The sequence below is a fragment of the Aestuariivirga sp. genome (genome assembly GCF_047600585.1).
GTDB lineage: Bacteria > Pseudomonadota > Alphaproteobacteria > Rhizobiales > Aestuariivirgaceae > Aestuariivirga.
The window spans coordinates 887,834-907,391 of the sequence record NZ_JASGKP010000001.1 but is presented as its reverse complement, the minus strand read 5'-3'; the positions used below and the strand labels follow the sequence as shown (position 1 = coordinate 907,391).

Here is a 19,558-nt window from a genome sequence, read left to right as displayed (position 1 = left end):
TGTGAGAGACCTTACCCATGGCCGACTTGCCGATCTATTCCGCCACGCTGACGCTCACCGAGGCGATCAACGCCGCGCTTCTCGCTGGCAACCAGCAGCCCATAATCTCCGAGGACGACATCACCCGGAACCAGGAGGCGCTCAAGGTCTATCACATGCTGATGCAGACCTCCCGCGACTACCAGGACACGGGATACACATTCAACACGCTCATCCGCGTCATGCACACACCCGATGGGGCTGGTGAGGTGACGGTGAGCGCCGACACCATCCGCGTGGCGAACATGAGCAACACCAGGCCGACCTTCACGCTGGTGGGCCGCCGCATCTTCGACCGGCAGCGCAACACCTTCGCCCTCGGCACCCAGCCCGTCTACCTCGACCTGGTGATCCACCGCCAGTGGGACGACCTCCCGTATTACGCCAAGCGGCTCTTCAAGGCCCAGGTCGCCTTCCACTACGCCACCAGCAAGAAGGCCGAGGGCACCACGCTTCGCAACCTGACCATCGAGTGGAACAGCGCCAAGGCCGACTTCGACAACCGCGATGAAGAACTCCGGAGGAACTATGCCTGAGCAGATCACCCGCAGCCTGATCCAGGGCGTCTCGCAGCAGAGCCCCCTTATGCGTCGGGACAGCCAGTGTGAGGAGCTCTACGACGCCATCAACTCCGTGGTCTACGGCGTCATCCCCCGCCCCCCGTTCACGTACCGCAAATACATCCCCGGCTTCCTCGCACGGAGCGCCTGGGTCCATGGCATCTTCCGCAGCAAGGACGAGCGCTACTTCGTCAGCATCGACGGTGGTGTGCTCAAGGTCTTCCGCGTGGAGACCGGCCTTGAGTGCTCCGTCACCCTGGGCTCGGGCGTCACGTCTTACCTTGCGGCCCCTTCCCCGGAGAAGAACCAGTTCAAGGCCATCACGGTGGAAGACACCACGTTCATCATCAACAAGACCGTTGAAGTGGCGATGGACCCGAGCCGCACCCAGCCCACGCGGCCATACGAGGCGCTCGTCTACTTCAAGGCTGGTGGCTACAAGCTGAAGTACTCCATCGCTCTGAAGCGCAAGGACCAGTCCACCATCTACAAGTGGGGCTACGAGACCGCTGACGCCTCGGTGAGCAGCAATGAGCCCTACGCCTCCCCATCCCATCTCGCCGCTACGTTCTACCGTGCGATGGAAGGCACCGGGATCGCAAACGCCATGACCGTGGCCGGTAACGCTGACGGCATCGTGGGTGGTGATAGCTACGGCTGGCCTGAGCTCGGCAAGTCTGACACGGACAGTGACGGCAATGGCCACTGGAACAAGCTGACCCGCCCCGTGGGCACCCCGACGCTGGCCTCGCTCGGCTACCACATCCAGATCAACGGCACCACGCTCCGCATCTGGCGTGACGACGACAAGGACTTCGACATCGACGGGTCGGACGGCAACTCTGACCACCTCATCATCATGAAGGACTTCGCGCAGAAGTACGCCGACCTCCCTCGCGTGGGCTACCCTGGGATGATCCTGAAGGTGCGCGGCGAGAAGAACACCAAGGCCGATGACTACTGGGTGAAGTTCGAGAACACTGGCCGCTCCGGTACGTGGGTCGAGTGTCCTGCGCCAGGCGTGAAGCTCGGCCTCGATCCGGCCACCATGCCCCTCCGCCTGATCAACACCTCCCCCGGCAACTTCCTGCTTGAGCGCTGTCCGCTTCAGGACCGTGTGTGCGGTGATGGTATCGACAGTGCCAAGGAGCCATCCTTCGTGGGGAAGACGCTCACGGCCATTGGCTACGACGACCGCCGCCTGGTGCTGCTGCACTCGGGTGGTGCCGTGTGGTCCAAGACCAAGGAGCCTTACACCTGGTGGCCCGACACGGCGAAGACCGAACTGGCGACCGACCCCATCGACTACGACATCGCCCACACCACCCCGACGAGCTTCGACCACTTCGTGCTGGCCGGTGACGGGGCGCTGGTGTGGAGCCAGAAGGCCCAGTTCAACATCAACTCCGGTGACCAGTCCTTCAAGACGACAACCGTGGGCTCTGACCTGGTGGGCACCGCCGAGTATGAGACGAGCATCATGCCGATCCCGATTGGCAAGAGCCTCATGTATTGCTCCACGGTGGGCGACTACACGAACGTCCGCGACATGCTCCTGGAGAACGGGAAGCTGCGGGGCGAGCGCAACGTCACCGAACACGTGCCCACCTACATCTACGGCCCTGCGCGGGACATGGCAGGCTCGGACCTCCTCAAGATGCTCGCGGTGACCACGCAGAGCGATGACGGCCTCATGTACGTCCACGAGTGGCGGCTCAACGAGAGCGGCGAGGTGGCCCAGGTGGCGTGGCACAAGTGGCGGCTCCCGGCAGACACCCAGCTCGGCTGGTTCCAGTTCGACGGCGCAGAGCTCTTCGCTCTCCTCGAAGACGAGGCGGGCTCTCACTTCGTCAGCATGGACCTCAACCAGAACCGCCGCGATCCGGGCGCAAGCAACTACCTGACGCGACTCGACATGGCGTACTACGTGGCGGTCTCCACCGCTCCGTCCATCACCGTGCCATTCCCTCTGAAGGAGGAGCAGCACTCGAAGCTGGTGGCCTACCAGATGACCGGTAGCAAGCGGGGCCGCAAGATCGTCCCGCACACCGTTACGCCCGTGGGGAACACCACCGTCCTCGCCTTCTCGTCTGACGATCTCGCCAATGGTGACACCGTGGCGGTCGGCCTCCCAATCACCACCGAGCGCATCGAGAGCACGTTCTACAAGCGTGACCCGAGGTCCGGAGACGTGGTGTTCGGCTTGGAGCCCCCGAACGTCAACGGATACGCCCTGGTGATGGGCAAGACCGCCTACACCCGCATCGAGACCTCACTGAAGCAGAACGCAGGGGACCTCGGCCCGGCCATCGTGGAGTTCAACGGCGGGTTCCTCCCCGTGGATGATGCCATTGGTGGTGTGCGGCTCAACGAGGCAACGCTCCGCGCCTCGACAGGCGGCCCCTCAAACCTCGTGACCATAAGGACCATCAATGACACCCCATTCCCTTCGCAATGGATTGGCACACTATGGGATTACGCAGCTTGACCTCCCCGAGGGCTACGTTGAAGTCCCAGACCCGCTGACGTTCCCGGAGTTCAAGCAGCTCTGGGCATCAGCTCGGGAGGTGGACCGCAAGGAGTGGGGTGGCATCTGCGACTTCGCCTACGCGGCCTACAAGCACTGTACGGAAGATCACGTCCAGGCGGTCTACCGCACGGTCAAGGACATCGACGGCAACCCTGTGTGTGTCTTCGGCCTGCACCAATCGGTCGATGATCTCGGCGGCGCATGGCGCTTCTGGCTCCTCGGCACCGAGCACCTCAACCACAACCCCATCACCGTGACGAAGATCGCCAAGCGCACCGTGGACCTCTGGAAGCTGGGCGGAGCCACCATCGAGGCTCACCTCCTCAAGAGCAATACGCTCCATCGCCGCTGGCTCAAGATGCTTGGCTTCAAGCAGATCGTCCGGCCCTTCGAGGACTTCGACACCATGATGCTCATGCTCTTCGAGCCACCCAAGGAGGACGCATAATGTGCGGACCAGCAGTAGGCTTTCTCGCCAGTGCGGCGCAGGCCGGTGTGGGCTTCATGGCGGAGAGCGCCCAGGCCTCAGCGCAGAACGCGGCGTGGAAGCAGAACTACAAGAACTCCATCAAGGCCCTCGGCGAGGACTACACCGCCACCACCCGGCGCATCATCCAGGAAGACATCGCGGACAACGCCAAGCTCGGGCTCTCCCAGGTGGAGGGCGCGGAGAAGGCGGCTGAGGCTGAGGTCTCGGCGGCAGCAGGCGGCGTGGACGGCAACTCGGTGAAGTCGGTCGTCAACAACATCCTCCGCAAGGCGGCCACGAACCGGGCGGTCATCGAAGAGAACAACAAGATGAAGGTGGCGCAGCTCATGGACGAGATGAAGGGCCACAAGGCGAAGGCCGAGAGCCGCATCGCGTCGGTGCAGCCCGCAGCATCCCCATCCCCACTGGGCGCAATGATTAGCGTCGTCAGCTCAGGCATCAAGGCATTTGGATAATGGCACAGCGTCCCCCTACCCCTACCGTTGAAGTCACCGAGCAGTACCAGCCCCAGTCCTCGCCGGTCGATACGTTCGTCCGTGTGGGTGAGCCCCCGAAGAACCCGCTCTTCGCTCTCGCCGATGCACTGGGTGGGCTGAGCGGTGTGCTCGACGGCTTCCACGAGAAGAACAAGGCGAAGACCGAGGCCGTGGACAAGGCGAAGGCCACCAAGGCGTTCTACAACAACAACCGCATGGGCTACAACGAAGCGGTGAAGCGTGGTGTGATCCCGCCGCACCAAAGCCCCGCGTTCACCGAGGCGTGGAAGAACGCCGAGGGTGATCACCTGGGGCAACAGCTCTCGAACGACGCCACGATTGCCTACGAGATGTGGGCTGGCAAGGATAGCACCGACCCCCAAGTCTTCGATCTCTGGGTCAACGACACTATGGGCAAGCTCTCCTCGTCCCTCAGCGATGATCCGGAAGTGGTGAAGGGCCTCGTCCCCTACCTCGCCAAGGTCACCGAAGAGCTGCACCAGACGCATGAAGCCAACATGGCGAAGAACGTCTACAACAAGTCGCTCAACGCCAACGTCGCCGCAGCCACCGAGGGCCTCAACACTTGGGCCGTGGGTGGTGTGCGTGATGAGAAGGACACGACGACCGACCCCAAGGTGCTCTGGAACAAGATGCTGGAGCGCCGCGCCGCTGCCATCGAGACGGGCATCAAGGCCGACGACTTCGACAAGCAAGTGGTGGACATGATCGTCAACAAGGCGGTCGAGCTCGACGAGCCCTCCATGTATTCACTCTTCGAGAACAAGCTCCCCGGCACCGACTACGCGATGAAGGATGACCCCCGCTTCCGGGACAGCATCGTCGCCTCCAAGGCCAAGCTGGAAGAGTTGAGCGTGGCACGGTCCCGCGAAGAGCGCCTGGCACGTGAGGCCGCAGACAAGGCCCGCCTCGCCGAGCTGAAGAGCGGCGCAATCGAGAGCATGGTGAAGGACCCGATGGCCCTGCTGCCGGACGAGCTCCTCAAGGAAGGCGCTAAGCTGGACCCGCAGTTCCGTCTCGACATGATCGACGCCCAGAAGAAGCTAATCGACAACCGTGGGGGCTACGAAGACCCGACCGGCATGGCGCAGCTCTACAAGGACGTGAGCCAGGGTGGTGGCACCAAGGCGGTGATGGACGCCATCAAGTGGGGCGTTCTGAAGAACCCCGAGAGCATCACCAAGGCGATGGGCTACGCGAAGTCCCTTGAGGACAAGAGCGACCACCCGGTGAAGCAGCTTCAGGACAGCCAGGTCTACAAGCGTGTGCAGCGCTTCATCAAAGACAAGACGATGCCGACCGACTGGGACAAGGACTTCGCGCCTGAGGGCATGACCGAGGAAGGCCTCCAAGCCGAGCGCTACCTCAACGAACAGGTCTTCGCCCTCGCCCAGCGTGGTGTGGACCTCAAGGACCCGGTGGCGGTGGATCGTGAGATGACCCGCATCGAGGACAGCATCATCAAGAACCTCGACATGGAGAACCGCACCTTCATGGGTGCAGGCACCGACGAGAAGAGCGTCAAGACCTTCCAGGAACAGCAGCGCCAGGCCGAGGCAGAGCGCCTCAAGCAGGAAGCCGCCGCAGGACAACCGCCTCCCCCGGCACCGATGCCCGAGGGCGTGGAAGACCTGGGGCCGCCTCCTCCGGACATGCCGAAGTTCGAGACCATCAGCCCCGGCCTGAAGAAGATGATCGAGGCCGAAGCCGACAAGCGGGCTGTGGACCCGGCGAAGCTCTACGAGCGTCTGTACCTCAAGCAGCAGAAGCGCAAGGGCATCACCGCGCAGCCTGGCGACATCGGAGCGCTCAACAAGAACGTACCGGACGGCGCACCGCCGCTCGCAGCGCAGAGCCCCGACACCAAGGCCCGCGTCGAGGAGATGGCCAAGACATTCGGCATCCAGCCCGACAAGGCCTGGGAGCAGATGTGGAAGCTCATCCCCCCGGAGAGCCGCAAGGTCTACCTCCCGAAGGAGGGCTCCGCGCAGCCCTTCGCCGGGACGTTCGGCATCGGCATGGGAGCTAAGGCCCCCTCCCCGATCCACGCCGTGATCCAGCAGGCCGAGGCACCGCAGGGCTATTCCAGCGTATGGAACGGCTCTCCGATCCAGCCCCCGAAGCCTGTGGACCAGATGACGGTCGGCGAGGTGCTCAACTTCCAGCAGGAGATGCTCAACGCCGGGGCCGACAGCACCGCCGTGGGCGGCTACCAGTTCATCAACAAGACGCTGCGTGGCCTGGTGGAGAACAACGACATCGACCTCAACGCCGCGTTCGACGCCGGTATGCAGGACAAGCTCGCTGGCATCCTCATGGAAGGCCGTGGGCTCTCGAAGTTCATGGCTGGCAAGATGAGCGCCGAGCAGTTCGCCGACAACCTCGCCAAGGAGTGGGCTGGTCTCCCGATGTCTGATGGGATCACCTACCACCGCGACGGCAAGGCAGGGGAGCTCAACAAGGCGACCGTGGACCGGCAGACCCTCATCCAGTCCCTCGAAGCCATGCGTAATGGCGGCGGTGGTCAGGAGCAGAGCAACAGCGGCACGTTTACCCTGGGCGAGCCTCAGGGCATGGTGGAGCAAGGCAACATCGACCTCGACCGCCGCAAGGTCCTCAAGAACGAGGACGGCAGCATCAGTACCGAGCAGTCCTTCTCCACGAACATCGACGGCGAAGAGGTGCTCCTCCCGACCATCATCAACGGCAAGCGTGTCTCCGAGGAGGAGGCTATCGCCCACTACCAGAAGACCGGCGAGCACCTCGGGAAGTTCAACAACCCGCAGGACGCCGAGCGCTACGCCGAGATGCTCCACAATCGCCAGGCCAGTGTCTACGGCGACAACGGTGTGCGGATGCCAGGTGGCAATGACGTGCCTGATGTCTACGCCAACATCCCGAGGACGGACGGCAGGGGCGAAGACCAGATCGCCAAGTTCATGGAGTGGAACCCCGACCCAATCGGCAACGAGCAGCAGACGCTCAGCTCTGTGGACCCGCAGCTCGCCCAGCTCGTGGCGGAGGTCCGCAAGGATAGCCCCGTCAAGTTCGTGGTCGCCTCAGGCAAGCGCAGCGCAGAGCTGCAAGCCAAGGCCATGAAGTGGGGCTGGTCGAAGAAGGAAGACAGCCACCATCTCACCGGCAAGGCCGTGGACATCTGGGTGCTCGACGACCAGGGCCGCGTGATCTTCGACAAGAAGAAGCAGTACGACCTCGGCAAGGCGATCAAGGCCGCCATCAAGCGCACCGGCATCAACGCCTCATGGGGCGGAGACTGGAAGCGCTTCTCCGATCTCCCGCACATCGAACTCAACTAAGGACAACACCCAATGGCAAACGACCTCGCCGGGTGGAGCCTTCCGCTTGACCGCGTGAAGCAGCTCTACCCCAAAGCCAACCCCATCATTACGAACATGATCGCGGACCACCTCATCAAGTGGGCACCCGCCTTCGACATCACCGACCGCGAGAACATCCGCGAGCTCCTCGCCCAGATGGGTGAAGAGAGCATGGGGCTCACCAAGTTCGAAGAGAGCCTCGGGTATTCGGCCAAGCGTCTCACTCAGGTGTGGCCGAAGCGCTTCCCGACACTCGCCGCCGCAGCGCCTTACGCGATGAACCCGAAGAAGCTCGCCAACAAGGTCTATGCGAACCGCATGGGCAACGGCGATGAGGCATCGGGCGATGGCTACCGGTTCCGGGGCAAGGGGGCTCTCCAGATCACCGGCAAGGACAACACGGTGGCAGTGGGCAATGAGCTCGGCCAGGACATCGTGGCGAACCCGGAGCTCCTCTTGCAGCCCGAGTGGGTGCTCCCTGCTGCACTGGCAATGGCGAAGCTGCTCAAACTCGGCAAGATCACCGGCATCGAAGCAGACACCAAGCGCCTCAACGGTGGCTCCACGAACCTCGCCTCACGCCGCGAGTGGCTCAACAAGGTTCGCAAACTCTTTCCCTAAGGACTAGATGATGGCCACGGTTACAACACCGCAAGACCGCTCCAAGATGGTTCCTCCCCAGGAGGAGCCCCCGGTGCTCTCACCGGAAGAACAAGACCTCCTGTCCGGCCTGGACGAGGCAGGCACCGAGCTGGAAGCGATCCGCGACCAGGAGCAGCCGCTCTCGGGCGACTTCGCGTCGGGCTACCAGAACCCCGTCACCGAGGCAGCTACCGCCCTGGCGACTGGTGGCTGGAAGTCCCTCTTCGAGACCAAGGACGCCGTGCTAGGCGAGACGCCCTTCGCCGAGCGCTCTGACTTCCGCAAGACCGTGGAGCGCCAGGATCGCCAGCTCGGTAATCAGAGCGCGGTGAACAGCATCACGTCTGACATCTCGCAGTTCGCCACCGGCATGATCGGTGCAGGCAAGCTGGTGAAGCCCCTCAAGATCGGCCAGATGGGGAAGAAGGCCCAGACCGTTGCGGAGATCACCAAAGCTGCGGGCGTAGGCTCGGTGGTGTTCGATCCGCACGAGGAGCGCCTCTCGAACCTCTTGCAGCAGTATCCGACGCTCCAGAACCCCGTGTCCGAATACCTGGCCGCCGACATCGGTGACGGCGAGGCCGAGGGCCGGTTCAAGGCTGCGGTGGAGAGCATCGGTCTCGACGTGGGCATCTCAGTGGCGTTCGCCGCCTCGCTCCGTCTCCTGAAGCTGGGCCGCACTGGTGCCAAGCCCGAGGAAATCTCCAAGGCCGCCGACGAGGTGGCGAAGATCGAGTTCGGTTCGTCCTCCCCGACCCCGCTCAAGCCGACGACGCAGACCGTGGGTGTGGGCGAAGCGCCTGCCCCGGAGATGAACCCCTTCGCGTCCGGCTGGAAGGCCACGTCCGGTGATGTGCCTCCGACCCCGCCGCCGGGTGGCCCCACGCAGCTCAACCCTGAGGCCGCTGGCCTGAGGCCGAACTCGGTGACCGACGCCACCCCTGCCCCGCAGCCGGGTGTGCAGCTCAACCAGAACGCCTCCGGGTGGAAGCCCAAGGACCCGAACGAGGTGCCGGTCAGCACGGAGCTCCCGTCTGATGGTCTCGGCACAGGGCCGAACACTGGAGGCACCACGCCCAATGTGAAGGTCACGAGTGGCCCACGTCCGGTAAATGGCGAGCTCGGTGATCTCCAGAAGATGATCGCCAAGGGCGAAGCGCCTCCCGCTCCCGCAGCGAAGGCTCCGCCAACCGAGGGCATCACGCAGACCGCGCCGGTGAACCCTGCACCTCCGCCGAAGAAGGTCCCGCAGCCGCTCAAGGACGAGAACATCGAGGGCCTCCTAAAGGAGGACTTCGACAAGACCAGCCTCGGGTCTCCACGCTGGGTCTCGATGGACGACATCGCTGACGTGCCCGCGCTGCGTGATCTCCAGACCCGCCTCGCCAAGGCCGCACTCACGGTGGCCGACAACGCGACCGGCAGGACCTTCATCTCCGACGCCACTCTGGAGCGCCAGGCCCGTTCGATGGCCGTGGCCTTCAACGAGAGCCCGGATGATGTGATGGCGATGATCCGCCGCGCCGGTGATGCAGGCAACGAGATGGCCGCGAACCTGGTGGCCGCCGAGCGCATCCAGCAGTCCTTCGCCCGTGACATCTCCAATCTCGCCACCAAGATGAAGTACGGCCTGGTGCCGGATATGCAGGAAGCGGCCAACGAGCTCCGTCGCCGCATGACGCTCCTCGCTGATGCAGTCCGCATGACGAAGGACATCGCCGGTGGTGCCGGTCGAACCCTGCGCCGCAAGCGCTCCGACTTCGCAGTCACCGAGGCCCAGCTCAAGGCGTGGGAGAAGGTGGACGACCAGTCGCTCGTGGACATGCTCTACAACGCGAACGGCGAGCTCGGGAAGGTGAAGGAGAGCCTGAGGCCTTCGTTCTGGAAGAAGGTCGGCGGCGTGGTGGACCATCACCTCGTCAACGGCCCGCTGTGGTGGTTCCCGACCCACGTGTGGAACGGCATCTCGAACTTCCTGATGGTGGGCCTCCGCCCGCTGCCGGTGATCGTCGGCTCGGTGTTCACTCCTGGTGCCGGTGCAGCCGTGCGCCGTCAGGCCATGCGTGAGTATCGCTACATGGCGGCAAGCACCGTGGACGCCTTCTCGGCGGCGGTCTCCGCATTCATGCGTGGCGACAGCATCCTCACGCCTCACCAAAGCTATTTCAACGAGGGTGGGCAGACAAGCGCTGCGGCAATCTCCCGCGACATGATGATCCCGGTGAACAGCCACCTCGACGTGGTGCGTAACGCCATGCGGCTCTACATGGTGGCCACCGGTATGCCGACCCGCCTCCTCGGTGGGCAGGACGAGTTCTTCAAGACCATCGTCTACCGTGGCGTGGTGCAGGCCAAGGCCGCTGAGGAAGCCATGGCGATGGGCCTCAAGGGCGCGGAGATGGAGAACCACATCAAGTCCGCTCTCGATGGTGCCTACGACGAGCTCGGCCAGGCGACCGACATTGCGGCGATCCGCGAAGCGCAGAAGGCCACCTTCACGCAGCCGCTCACTGGGGTGCCCACGAACTTCGGGGCCGATCAGACTGCCGGTGCCCTCACCAACAACTTCATCAACGGTCTGCCGGGTGGTCGTGCGATCCTGCCGTTCATCCGCACACCGATCAACGCCTTCCGCCACTCGTTCCAATACACTCCGGGCCTCAATCTGCTCCAAGCGGAATACCGGGCGATGCTCGGCTCCGCCGATCCTGCTGTGCGGGCTCGGGCCTGGGGTCAGATGGCGATTGGTTCAAGCGTGGTGGCTCTCTCCGGGATGCTCGCCGCCGAGGGCCGCATCACTGGTGCCGGTCCCCGCGATCCGGACGCCAAGCGTCACCTCCTCTCGATGGGATGGAGGCCCTATAGCTTCATCTACGAGAAGGAGGACGGCTCCAAGGTCTACGTGCCCCTCAACCGTCTCGACCCGCTCTCCCTGCCTCTGGGCATGGCTGCGGACGTGATGGACCTGGCGCAGCATCCGGAGAAGCGCAAGGACGCCGAGAGCCTCGCCGGTGCGGTGATGATCTCCCTGATGCACAACGTCACCGACAAGACGTTCCTCATCTCGGTGAACTCGGCGATCCGCGCCATCATGGAGCCCGAGAAGAACCTCGCCAAGTTCGCTGGCAACGCCGTCGAGCAGGCCGTGCCGTTCTCCTCTCTCCTCCGCAACGTGAACTCCGACCCCTACATGAAGGAGGCTCGCGGGCTGGTGGACAATGCGCTCGACCGTATGCCGGGCTACTCGAAGAACGTCCCCAACAAGTACTCGCCGCTCGGTGATCCGATGATCGTGAAGAACGGCATCTGGTCCGAGACGAAGCATGACGCCCTCGACGAGGAGATTGTGCGGCTCAGCGAGACCACCGGCCTGGGGCTCACGCCTCCGACGCCGACCCGCCACAACGTGGACTTCCGGGACTTCGAGCTCGAAGACGGCAGTAATGCCTACGAAGCGCTCCAGAAGCTCTCGGGCGACCTCGGCAAGGGCGACACACTCCGCGAGAAGCTCACCAAGCTCATCGAGAGCGATGCCTACAAGGCGGCGGTGGACGGCGAGAGTGCGACCAAGGGCACCCGCCTCAACATGATCACCGCAACCATCACGAAGTATCGGGAGGCCGCGCTCGCAAAGCTCCTCTCGCAGAACAAGAACCTCCGAGATGCCCTGGCTCAGCGGCGCAAGGAGGTAGGCGCTCAAGTCCGCGAGAACCGCAGGCAGCAGCAGCTCAACGCCCTCGGCGTCCAATAAGGAGGGGACGCACCCATGGCATATTCCAAAGCCCCAATCACCTTCAACGGCTCCAGCAACCAAATCCTCATCCCGTTCGGCTACATCCGCAAGGCCGACATCTACGTGGGGATCGGTGAAGAGGAGCCCTACTCGCCGATCTACAATGGCACCGAGCTCACGTGGCTCTCGACCAACATCGCGGTGGTTCCCGGCGCGGTGCTCCCCAACGGAACGAAGGGCCTGGTGTATCGCAGCACCCAGATGATCGAGACGGCAACTCTCCAGCCCTCGAACTACGACCACGCTGCGCTCAACAACGCCCTGCTCCGCCAGCTCTACCTGGTGCAGGAAGCCCTCGACCATCCGCAAGGCCCCAAGGGTGATCCGGGCAGCGATGGTGATGATGGTCTTCCGGGTACGAACGGGACGAACGGCTCGCGGTGGACGCGGGGCACGACCGCTCCGTCCAACGGCTCTGGTAACATCGGCGACTTCTACCTCCGCACCACGAACGGTGATGTCTACGAGAAGACAGGCGTCTCGACGTGGACGGTGGTGACGAACATCGTGGGTCCGGCTGGCTCGGGCTCGGGTGACATGGTGAAGTCCGTCTACGACACGGACAACGATGGCAAGGTCAACTCGGCGGTCGCAGCAGATAGTGTCCCCTGGTCCGGCGTCAGCGGCAAGCCGAGCACCTTCACGCCGAGCGCCCACACGCATCCCACCTCCGAGGTGACGGGGCTTGATGCTGCTCTCGCTGCGAAGGCAAGCACGGCGTCCGTCGCCGCGAAGGCCGACACCACGTATGTGGACGCAGGGCTGGCCACCAAGGCGGATGATGCTGCCACCACCGCAGCTCTCGCAGGCAAGGCCCCCAACGCCAAGGCTGTCCCCACAGGCGGCACCACGGGACAGGTCCTCAAGAAGAACTCGAACGTGGACAACGATGTGGGCTGGGGCAGCTCGGCCAGCGGCGGGTGGCAGTTCATCGAGGATGTGGTCCTCGGTGCGGACGCGGCGCGTATCACCTCCACGGTCTCGCTCTCTGGGTACAAGGCCTTCAGGGTGACCTTGATCCACGCGCTCCCCGCCACCAATACTCAAAAGTTGGTGCAGCAAGTCAGCACGGACAACGGATCGACCTTTGTTAACAGCTTCAACAACGGCAGCACGGTAGGACTCGACTCTACTCCGAGTGATAACAGCACCAACGCGGGTCTTATCACTTCTGGAGGCGTCTCCAACAATGCGACCACTGGCGGTGTTTCGGGTACTATCGAATATCGCCAGATCAATCCTGGGACATCCCGCCTCCGTTTCCACGGGATGCTGCATAACCATGGCGATGGCATTAACGTTTTGTATGTGGAAAGCGCCTCCGCTTACGCCGCCCTGACCAACATCGCGTTCAAGTTCGAGAGTGGGAACGTGAAGGCGGGCGCGAGGTTCATCCTGGAGGGCATTGTGTGATGTATTACGCAAAGCTCTTCATCGCCTTCCTCTGCTGCGCCGTGAGTGGCCTTGTGCAATGGCGCGAGCAGGCCGTGCCCAAGGTGCCACCCGAAGACCGCACCGCGTGGGACCCCACAAAGTCCTGGTTCCACAACATGAAGAACGAGTGGACCGAGAGCATCCGCTTCAATGCCGAGTACTGGGGCAAGCACCTGGCGCTCATCGCGGTGCTCTTCTTCATCCTGCTCGGCCTCAACGTCTATTGGGTGGTGACCTGATGGCGGATGAGTTCTCGACAAGCGAAGAGAGCCTCATGACCCTCCTGGGTGATGGGGCCTCACTCAACACACCACGCGACCGAGGCTCCCTGTGGGCCATGCTTGCGATGATCACCACGAAGCAGGACTTCATGTTCCGCGCACTCAATGAGTGGAAGGCGGAGGAGAAGGCCTGGCGTGAGACCATCGAGGCGCGGCTCTCGGCTCTTGAGACCAAGGGCACCGAGCTCGGGGTCGTGTGGTCCGTGATCCTCACCGTCGCGGGGGCCGCCTGGTCCCTGGCCTTGGTGTGGGTCGGCATGAAGTTTGGAGGCTGACGATGAACGGATGGATTGGGGTGGACCTTGACGGCACCCTGGCGCACTACGACACGTGGAGGGGCATCGAGCACATCGGTGAGCCCATCCCCAAGATGATGGCCCGCGTGAGACAGTGGGTCGCCGAGGGGAAGCGCGTGAAGATCATGACGGCCCGCGTGGCCGGGGCTGAGGGCGAGAGCGCCAAGCTCTACATCCGCCGCTGGCTCAACAACTACGGGCTCTTCACCGTGGACATCACCAACGTCAAGGACTTCGAGATGATCGAGCTCTGGGACGACCGTGCGGTCTCCGTGCAGAAGAACACGGGAGATCACGTGAGGTACATCAATGAGCACTGACGACATCGACGACGAGCACATCTCGGGGCCATCACCCGGCGAGGACTTCGACCTGGAGAAGATGAAGGAGCTGATGAAGCAGTTCTCGCAGCTCTCCGAGAAGCAGCGCATGGAGCTCCTCTTCCAGGCGGCGACCGACGACCTCTACCGCAAGATCATCATGGGGCAGGCAAGCCACCAGGACATCAGCAATGCGCTGAAGGCGGTGAAGGACAGCCAGCAGATCATCGCCCCTCCGCCGACCGATCCTCAGGACCGCGAGCGCCAGGCCCAGCTTGAGCGCCAAGCACCAGAAATCCTACCGCCGATCATTGAGGACTACCACGAAGATGAAGAAGAAACCGGAGAGCCATCCTGAGCGAGTGGAGCGCCTCGCAAAGTCTGCAACCGACCGATACCTAAGGCTGCGGGCCTCGGTGGCGCTTGAGTGTGCCATCGGGTCCTACATCCACGCCCACGGTGTGAAGGACACAGTGCAGCGCTTGCTCGACGAGGCGGACCACCTGACGGAGTTCATGTGATGCCGCGCTACCGTATGCGTAAGCCACAAGCTCCCAAGATGCACCCGAGCGTGAACCCTGCGATCCACGAGGAGGAAGAGCTCTACGCCATTTCCTACTGGCCCTCCGTCACGATGGAGGACTGGGTGGACACGGGGCTGCTCGATCAACACGGCAACAAGATAATGCGCGGACACGACCAGATCGGCTTCGTGCGTGATGAGGACTACGAAAATGACTGACGTAATGCGGAAGACGCACAAGGTGCTGAGCCAGCAGGATGCCGACCTGGTGAACAGCCTCAAGACGTGCGGCGAGAACTTCATCGAGGCGCTCAACATTGCGGGACCTGCGTTCCCCGAGAGTGGCCGCGAGTTTTCCATCGCCAAGACCAAGATGGAGGAGGCGGTGATGTGGGCCGTCAAGGGCGTCACCAAGTGAAGTTGCCATACCTTGCGGTCTACCTGGCGCTCACCTACACTGGCCCCGACAACAGCAAGGGAGGGAAGCGCCATGACCAGCCATCAGTTCTTCAGCGGCTTGGGATACTACGGAGTGTGGGTCGTGATGGCCTACCTGGTGTTCCTCCTGAGCCGGTGGGTGTGGCGGAGGATGAACCGAACATCCGCGTAGACGGGACGCCCTGTCCCTACAACTGCAACGACGAGTTCCGAGGCAACAGTGGTGGGTGCTGGATGTGTGGTGACCCATGCTTCTGAAACCCGAGGCCGCTGGCCGCCAGATCATCTACCACAGCTTCCTCTACTACGGGCTGGACATCAACGAGATCAAGGACGCGGAGTTCGACAAGCTCTGCGTCTTCGCCGCCGACAACTGGGACGCCTTGTCGGACGACATGAAGAAGAAGCTCGGGAGCGCCGAGAAGCTGAGGGCGTCAGGCTATCATTGCCTCATGTCCCAGCAGGACCTCTACGCGGCGGCTGAGAAGCTGCGGAGGCCGATCCTCATTCCCCCGAACCACCTCAATGCGTTCATCAAGAAGCCTGGGCACCTGATGCCTGTCTCCGTGCGGTGCTTCCTCCGATGAAGACCATCGCTGTGCGCTATGACCCCCACTATCCTCGCTTCGGGCTGGTGGGGGAGCCGGTGCCCCACAAGCAGCACTCCAATCAGCAGCAAGGCCTTGACCTCTACGTGAAGGTCATCAACTTCGACACCGGCGAGAGCTGCTTCAAGAAGCTCTACCCCTCGAAGGTCAAAGGCCTCCACTTCAAACACTCGGGCTACTCGCCGACCTACCTCAGCGACATGACAGCGGAGGGGTGCGTGGTGCCCTTCCAGTGGTTCCCAGGAAGATCTTGCCCATGACTGAATTTGACCCCAAGGCGGCCCGCGAGGCTGTCCGTGGTGTGGCTGGCGCTGCCAGCGAGAAGGCCACTCTGCGAGCCTCTACGGCCCAGCAAACGGCATCCCTAGAGCAGCTCATGCGGGAGGACTTCCGCTACTTCCTCCGCGAGGTCTGGAAGCACCTGGGACTGCCCGCGCCGACGCCGCTCCAGTATAACATCGCTTGGTGGCTGCAACACGGCCCCGACCGGGCGATCATCCAGGCGTTCCGTGGTGTGGCCAAGACGTGGATCACCGCGACCTTCGCTGTGTGGTGCCTGTGGCGCGACCGGCAGTTCAAGGTCCTGGTGGTCTCCGCCTCGAAGCCCCACGCCGTGGCTGTCACCAACTTCGCCCTGGGGCTCATCCGCACCATGCCTCTCCTCAAGGAGATGGAACCGGGGCCGCAACAACGTCAGTCCACCACGGGCTTCGACGTGGCGGGAACACTCCCCGACCCTGCCCCGAGCTTCTCTGCTGCGGGCATCACCGGCCAGCTCCCCGGCAAGCGAGCCAATCTCATCATCCCTGACGACATCGAGACCCCGATCAACTCCGCGACGACCGCCCTGCGTGACACACTCCGCGAGCGCGTGAAGGAGTTCGACGCCATCATCAAGCCCGGGGGCCGCGTGGTCTTCCTGGGCACCCCTCAGAGCCAGAACTCGATCTACTTCGAGCTGCCGACCGAGGTCTACACCATCCGCATCTGGCCCGCCGAGTATCCGAACGCGGAGCTGATGAAGCGCTACGGCAAGCGCCTGGCCCCTTACATCGCCAAGCCCCTCCGAGAGGGGAAGGTGAAGCCTGGTGACCCGACCGAGCCCTCACGCTTCGGCACCGACGACCTCTACAAGCGCAAGCTCTCGTGGGGCAAGTCCGGCTTCGCGTTGCAGTTCATGCTCGACCCCACGCTCTCTGACGTGGGCATGTACCCCCTCAAGCTCCGCAACTTCATCACCATGTCGCTCGACCTGGAGAGAGGCCCCACGAGCGTCACCTGGGGCAACGACGAGCGGCTTCAGCACAAGGACCTCCCGGTGGTGGGCCTGGATGGCGACGGCTACTACAAGCCCGCGTCGATCTCCGACACGACCGAGCCCTACTACGGGCGCACCATGACCATCGACCCCTCAGGCCGCGACACCAAGGGCTCTGACGAGCTCGGCTGGGCTGCTGGTGCTGGGCTCCACGGCAAGTGCTTCGTGTTCGGCTACGGCGGCTACCTCCACGGCTACGCCCCCTCCACGCTGAAGGACATCGCGGATCGCTGCGTCAAGTGGAACATCCAGAAGCTCCTGGTGGAAGACAACTTCGGCAACGGCATGTTCGTGGCCCTGCTCACCCCCGTCCTGACGAAGGCCTGGGAGGAGCACAACAAGCGGGTCTCCGCAGAGCGCCGTGGTGGCACCACCATCGAGAGCAAGAACTCGGGCAGGACCCAGAAGGAGCTCCGCATCATCAACGTCCTGGAGCCCGCCATGGACAGCCACCGCGTGGTGCTCAACTCCGAGGCCGTGCGGGACGACTACGAGAGCATCAAGGACTACGACAGCGACCGTCGCACCGAGTACTGCCTGGCGCACCAGCTCACGAACCTCACACGGGATCGGGACTGCCTGGCGCATGACGACCGCGTGGAGGCCCTCGCCGAGTTGGTGGCCCGGTTCGTGGAGACCATGGGCGTGAGCTCCGAGGACAGCGTGGAGCAGAAGCGCCTCGCCGACATCGAGCGGTCCATCAAGGAGCTGGAGCGTGAGTACGACGACCTCCAAGGCTCCGCCTCCCCTAAGGGAGCCCCCAAGAACCGCTTTGCGAGGTGAACAATAGGCTCACTATAGCCGACTAGAACTTAAAGCCGTCAAACCTGAAGCTGTTTTAGCTGATGAGGGTCATTGAAATCATTAGACAATTAATATGCTCACTATAGTCATAAAGATTTCTCTTCGGGAAGACTTTAGGGTCTATACCCCAGGCTATAGAGGCTCCAGTTAGAGGGAGGGGTGGCCCCATCTCCTCCCTACTCTAAGTCAAAGCTCAGAGTGTCCCCGCCAATGGGACAGAGCTCACGTGTAGTGCTCGAAGTGATCGACTTCATGACACCCTCCCCATGTTCCCTGCCTCAGGTATGGGTGGAGAGGGGAGAGATCACCCCAACACCCCAGGAGAGCCCCATGTCCCACCACCTTGAGCTCCTTGACGTGATGTTCCTCGCCGCCATCGCTGCCCTGCCCCCCGGTCCTGGCGGGCCTCCTGTGGACTGTCATGTGGTTCCTGGCCCGAGGGTAGGTGCGCGAAGTGACCGGGCAGTCTCGGCGAAGGGTCAGTCGTGCGAGAGCCCCCCCTCACGTGGCGACGAGTGCGAGTTTCCCCCCTCTGGGGGTGGCTGGCGGCTGGCACCGGCAAGGCTCGGCCATGGGGACACGGCATGAAGCTAAGCCCATGATGTTCCACATTCCCGTGTTGATCCTATACCAGCTCACGTGTCCATACAGTCCTATGCTTTTCGATTATATTCCTAGTGTGTGATTAGATGCTGATGTGATTTCATTCTCATGTATTCGAGAGTACGCATCTGTAGGACTTTGTGCCTACTAGGATTGTGGTCCTATGCCTCGCCCCTCCTCTTCTAGGTCACTTCGCGCACCATCATGGGGGCTCAATCATGGGGCTTCACAGCATGGGGCTTGCCTAGCCTCATGAGGTGCAGTCCTGCCATGGGGATAAGCATGAAGTTTCAAGGCCTTAGGTTGTCCCGGCATGAGGTGTCCCATGGGGATGTGGTGATACTCATTATAATACACCCGTGAAGCTATGCGTCTCACACATGGGACCTATGCGTTTATAGTGCTAAAATCAGCTTGCGTGTCCATGGGGATTGCGCTAGGTTTGTAATCACTGAAGCGGAGACGCCGCGACAGACAAAACCACAAACCGACAGGAACCACACAATGTCTAAGAGCTTTAAAGAGCACCATGAAGCCGATGACTTCAAGCGCCACAATCGGCGAGTTTCCCGGCGATGGGCGGCCAACAATAAGCGCTCATTCCTTCTTGAAGCCTTGCGCTAACGCAACCACAACCGGATCAATCTCACTAAAGGAGCTTGCGTCATGCAAGAAGCTATCATCCACCTCCCCATGTTCGACAACGATGGCAAGCCAATCGGCGCTATCCATGACTGGCTCAAGCGTGAACTCTGCAAACTCTTTGGGGGCTTCACCTCGCACCATGCGACAGGCGGATGGATTGATCCGACCGATGAGGGCAAGGTCTATGTGGAACAAGTGCGGCGCTACATTGTCGCGGCTTCACCTGACTTCGCCGAACGCAACGAAAAGCTCAAAGCCCTCGCATATGAGGCGGGACTAAGGGCAAGGCAAGTGGCGGTCTATTGGCGGGACTTCAATGGCACAGTGTCAATTGACTACATTGCGCCGGAAGACCTCATGCCCACCATGCCTAACGCTTGAACCTATAGCATCACACAA

The 19,558-nt window shown here is 62.5% G+C and carries 19 protein-coding genes; all 19 read left to right on the top strand.

Going from position 1 to position 19,558, the window contains the following annotated elements; genetic code table 11:
* The first annotated feature begins 17 nt into the window (after positions 1 to 17).
* The 19 genes from QM801_RS04215 (at position 18) to QM801_RS04125 (ending at position 19,540) form a co-directional block, all read left to right on the top strand.
* Positions 18 to 575, top strand: coding sequence for a hypothetical protein (locus QM801_RS04215; protein ID WP_415017963.1), 558 nt, complete (start codon positions 18 to 20; stop codon positions 573 to 575).
* Positions 568 to 3,087, top strand: coding sequence for a hypothetical protein (locus tag QM801_RS04210; RefSeq protein ID WP_415017962.1), 2,520 nt, complete (start codon positions 568 to 570; stop codon positions 3,085 to 3,087). Before QM801_RS04215 ends, QM801_RS04210 begins: the two co-directional genes overlap by 8 nt.
* Positions 3,088 to 3,166: 79 nt before the next feature.
* Complete coding sequence (locus QM801_RS04205; protein WP_415017961.1) at positions 3,167 to 3,577, top strand: hypothetical protein; 411 nt, start codon at positions 3,167 to 3,169, stop codon at positions 3,575 to 3,577.
* Positions 3,577 to 4,074 carry a hypothetical protein gene (locus QM801_RS04200; RefSeq protein WP_415017960.1) on the top strand — a complete coding sequence of 166 codons (498 nt, stop codon included), beginning with the start codon at positions 3,577 to 3,579 and terminating at the stop codon, positions 4,072 to 4,074. Before QM801_RS04205 ends, QM801_RS04200 begins: the two co-directional genes overlap by 1 nt.
* Positions 4,074 to 7,433, top strand: coding sequence for a M15 family metallopeptidase (locus QM801_RS04195; RefSeq protein WP_415017959.1), 3,360 nt, complete (start codon positions 4,074 to 4,076; stop codon positions 7,431 to 7,433). Before QM801_RS04200 ends, QM801_RS04195 begins: the two co-directional genes overlap by 1 nt.
* A 12-nt stretch (positions 7,434 to 7,445) precedes the next feature.
* Positions 7,446 to 8,075 (top strand): glycoside hydrolase family 19 protein, encoded by a 630-nt coding sequence (locus QM801_RS04190; RefSeq protein ID WP_415017958.1) that lies wholly within the window; start codon positions 7,446 to 7,448, stop codon positions 8,073 to 8,075.
* A 73-nt stretch (positions 8,076 to 8,148) separates the two neighbouring features.
* On the top strand, positions 8,149 to 11,847 hold the full coding sequence (locus tag QM801_RS04185; RefSeq protein ID WP_415017957.1) for a hypothetical protein: 3,699 nt from the start codon (positions 8,149 to 8,151) through the stop codon (positions 11,845 to 11,847).
* Positions 11,848 to 11,862: 15 nt separating this feature from the next.
* Entirely contained in the window at positions 11,863 to 13,302 is a 1,440-nt protein-coding gene (locus tag QM801_RS04180) for a hypothetical protein (RefSeq protein WP_415017956.1), read from the top strand.
* The gene (locus QM801_RS04175) at positions 13,302 to 13,562 is read left to right on the top strand and encodes a hypothetical protein (protein ID WP_415017955.1); all 261 of its coding nucleotides are present in this window, start codon (positions 13,302 to 13,304) and stop codon (positions 13,560 to 13,562) included. Before QM801_RS04180 ends, QM801_RS04175 begins: the two co-directional genes overlap by 1 nt.
* The gene (locus QM801_RS04170) at positions 13,562 to 13,879 is read left to right on the top strand and encodes a hypothetical protein (protein ID WP_415017954.1); all 318 of its coding nucleotides are present in this window, start codon (positions 13,562 to 13,564) and stop codon (positions 13,877 to 13,879) included. The genes QM801_RS04175 and QM801_RS04170 overlap by 1 nt, the downstream gene beginning before the upstream one ends.
* Positions 13,880 to 13,881: 2 nt before the next feature.
* Positions 13,882 to 14,220, top strand: coding sequence for a hypothetical protein (locus QM801_RS04165; protein ID WP_415017953.1), 339 nt, complete (start codon positions 13,882 to 13,884; stop codon positions 14,218 to 14,220).
* Complete coding sequence (locus tag QM801_RS04160) at positions 14,210 to 14,578, top strand: hypothetical protein (protein WP_415017952.1); 369 nt, start codon at positions 14,210 to 14,212, stop codon at positions 14,576 to 14,578. Before QM801_RS04165 ends, QM801_RS04160 begins: the two co-directional genes overlap by 11 nt.
* Positions 14,550 to 14,741, top strand: a complete 192-nt coding sequence (locus tag QM801_RS04155; protein WP_415017951.1) for a hypothetical protein — start codon at positions 14,550 to 14,552, stop codon at positions 14,739 to 14,741. The genes QM801_RS04160 and QM801_RS04155 overlap by 29 nt, the downstream gene beginning before the upstream one ends.
* Positions 14,741 to 14,962, top strand: a complete 222-nt coding sequence (locus tag QM801_RS04150) for a hypothetical protein (RefSeq protein WP_415017950.1) — start codon at positions 14,741 to 14,743, stop codon at positions 14,960 to 14,962. Before QM801_RS04155 ends, QM801_RS04150 begins: the two co-directional genes overlap by 1 nt.
* Entirely contained in the window at positions 14,955 to 15,161 is a 207-nt protein-coding gene (locus QM801_RS04145) for a hypothetical protein (protein WP_415017949.1), read from the top strand. Before QM801_RS04150 ends, QM801_RS04145 begins: the two co-directional genes overlap by 8 nt.
* 268 nt (positions 15,162 to 15,429) lie before the next feature.
* Positions 15,430 to 15,768, top strand: a complete 339-nt coding sequence (locus tag QM801_RS04140) for a DNA ligase LigA-related protein (RefSeq protein ID WP_415017948.1) — start codon at positions 15,430 to 15,432, stop codon at positions 15,766 to 15,768.
* Positions 15,765 to 16,049, top strand: coding sequence for a hypothetical protein (locus QM801_RS04135; RefSeq protein ID WP_415017947.1), 285 nt, complete (start codon positions 15,765 to 15,767; stop codon positions 16,047 to 16,049). Before QM801_RS04140 ends, QM801_RS04135 begins: the two co-directional genes overlap by 4 nt.
* Positions 16,046 to 17,890 carry a phage terminase large subunit gene (terL, locus tag QM801_RS04130; protein WP_415017946.1) on the top strand — a complete coding sequence of 615 codons (1,845 nt, stop codon included), beginning with the start codon at positions 16,046 to 16,048 and terminating at the stop codon, positions 17,888 to 17,890. The genes QM801_RS04135 and terL overlap by 4 nt, the downstream gene beginning before the upstream one ends.
* 1,290 nt (positions 17,891 to 19,180) lie before the next feature.
* The gene (locus tag QM801_RS04125) at positions 19,181 to 19,540 is read left to right on the top strand and encodes a hypothetical protein (protein WP_415017945.1); all 360 of its coding nucleotides are present in this window, start codon (positions 19,181 to 19,183) and stop codon (positions 19,538 to 19,540) included.
* Positions 19,541 to 19,558 lie beyond the last annotated feature (18 nt).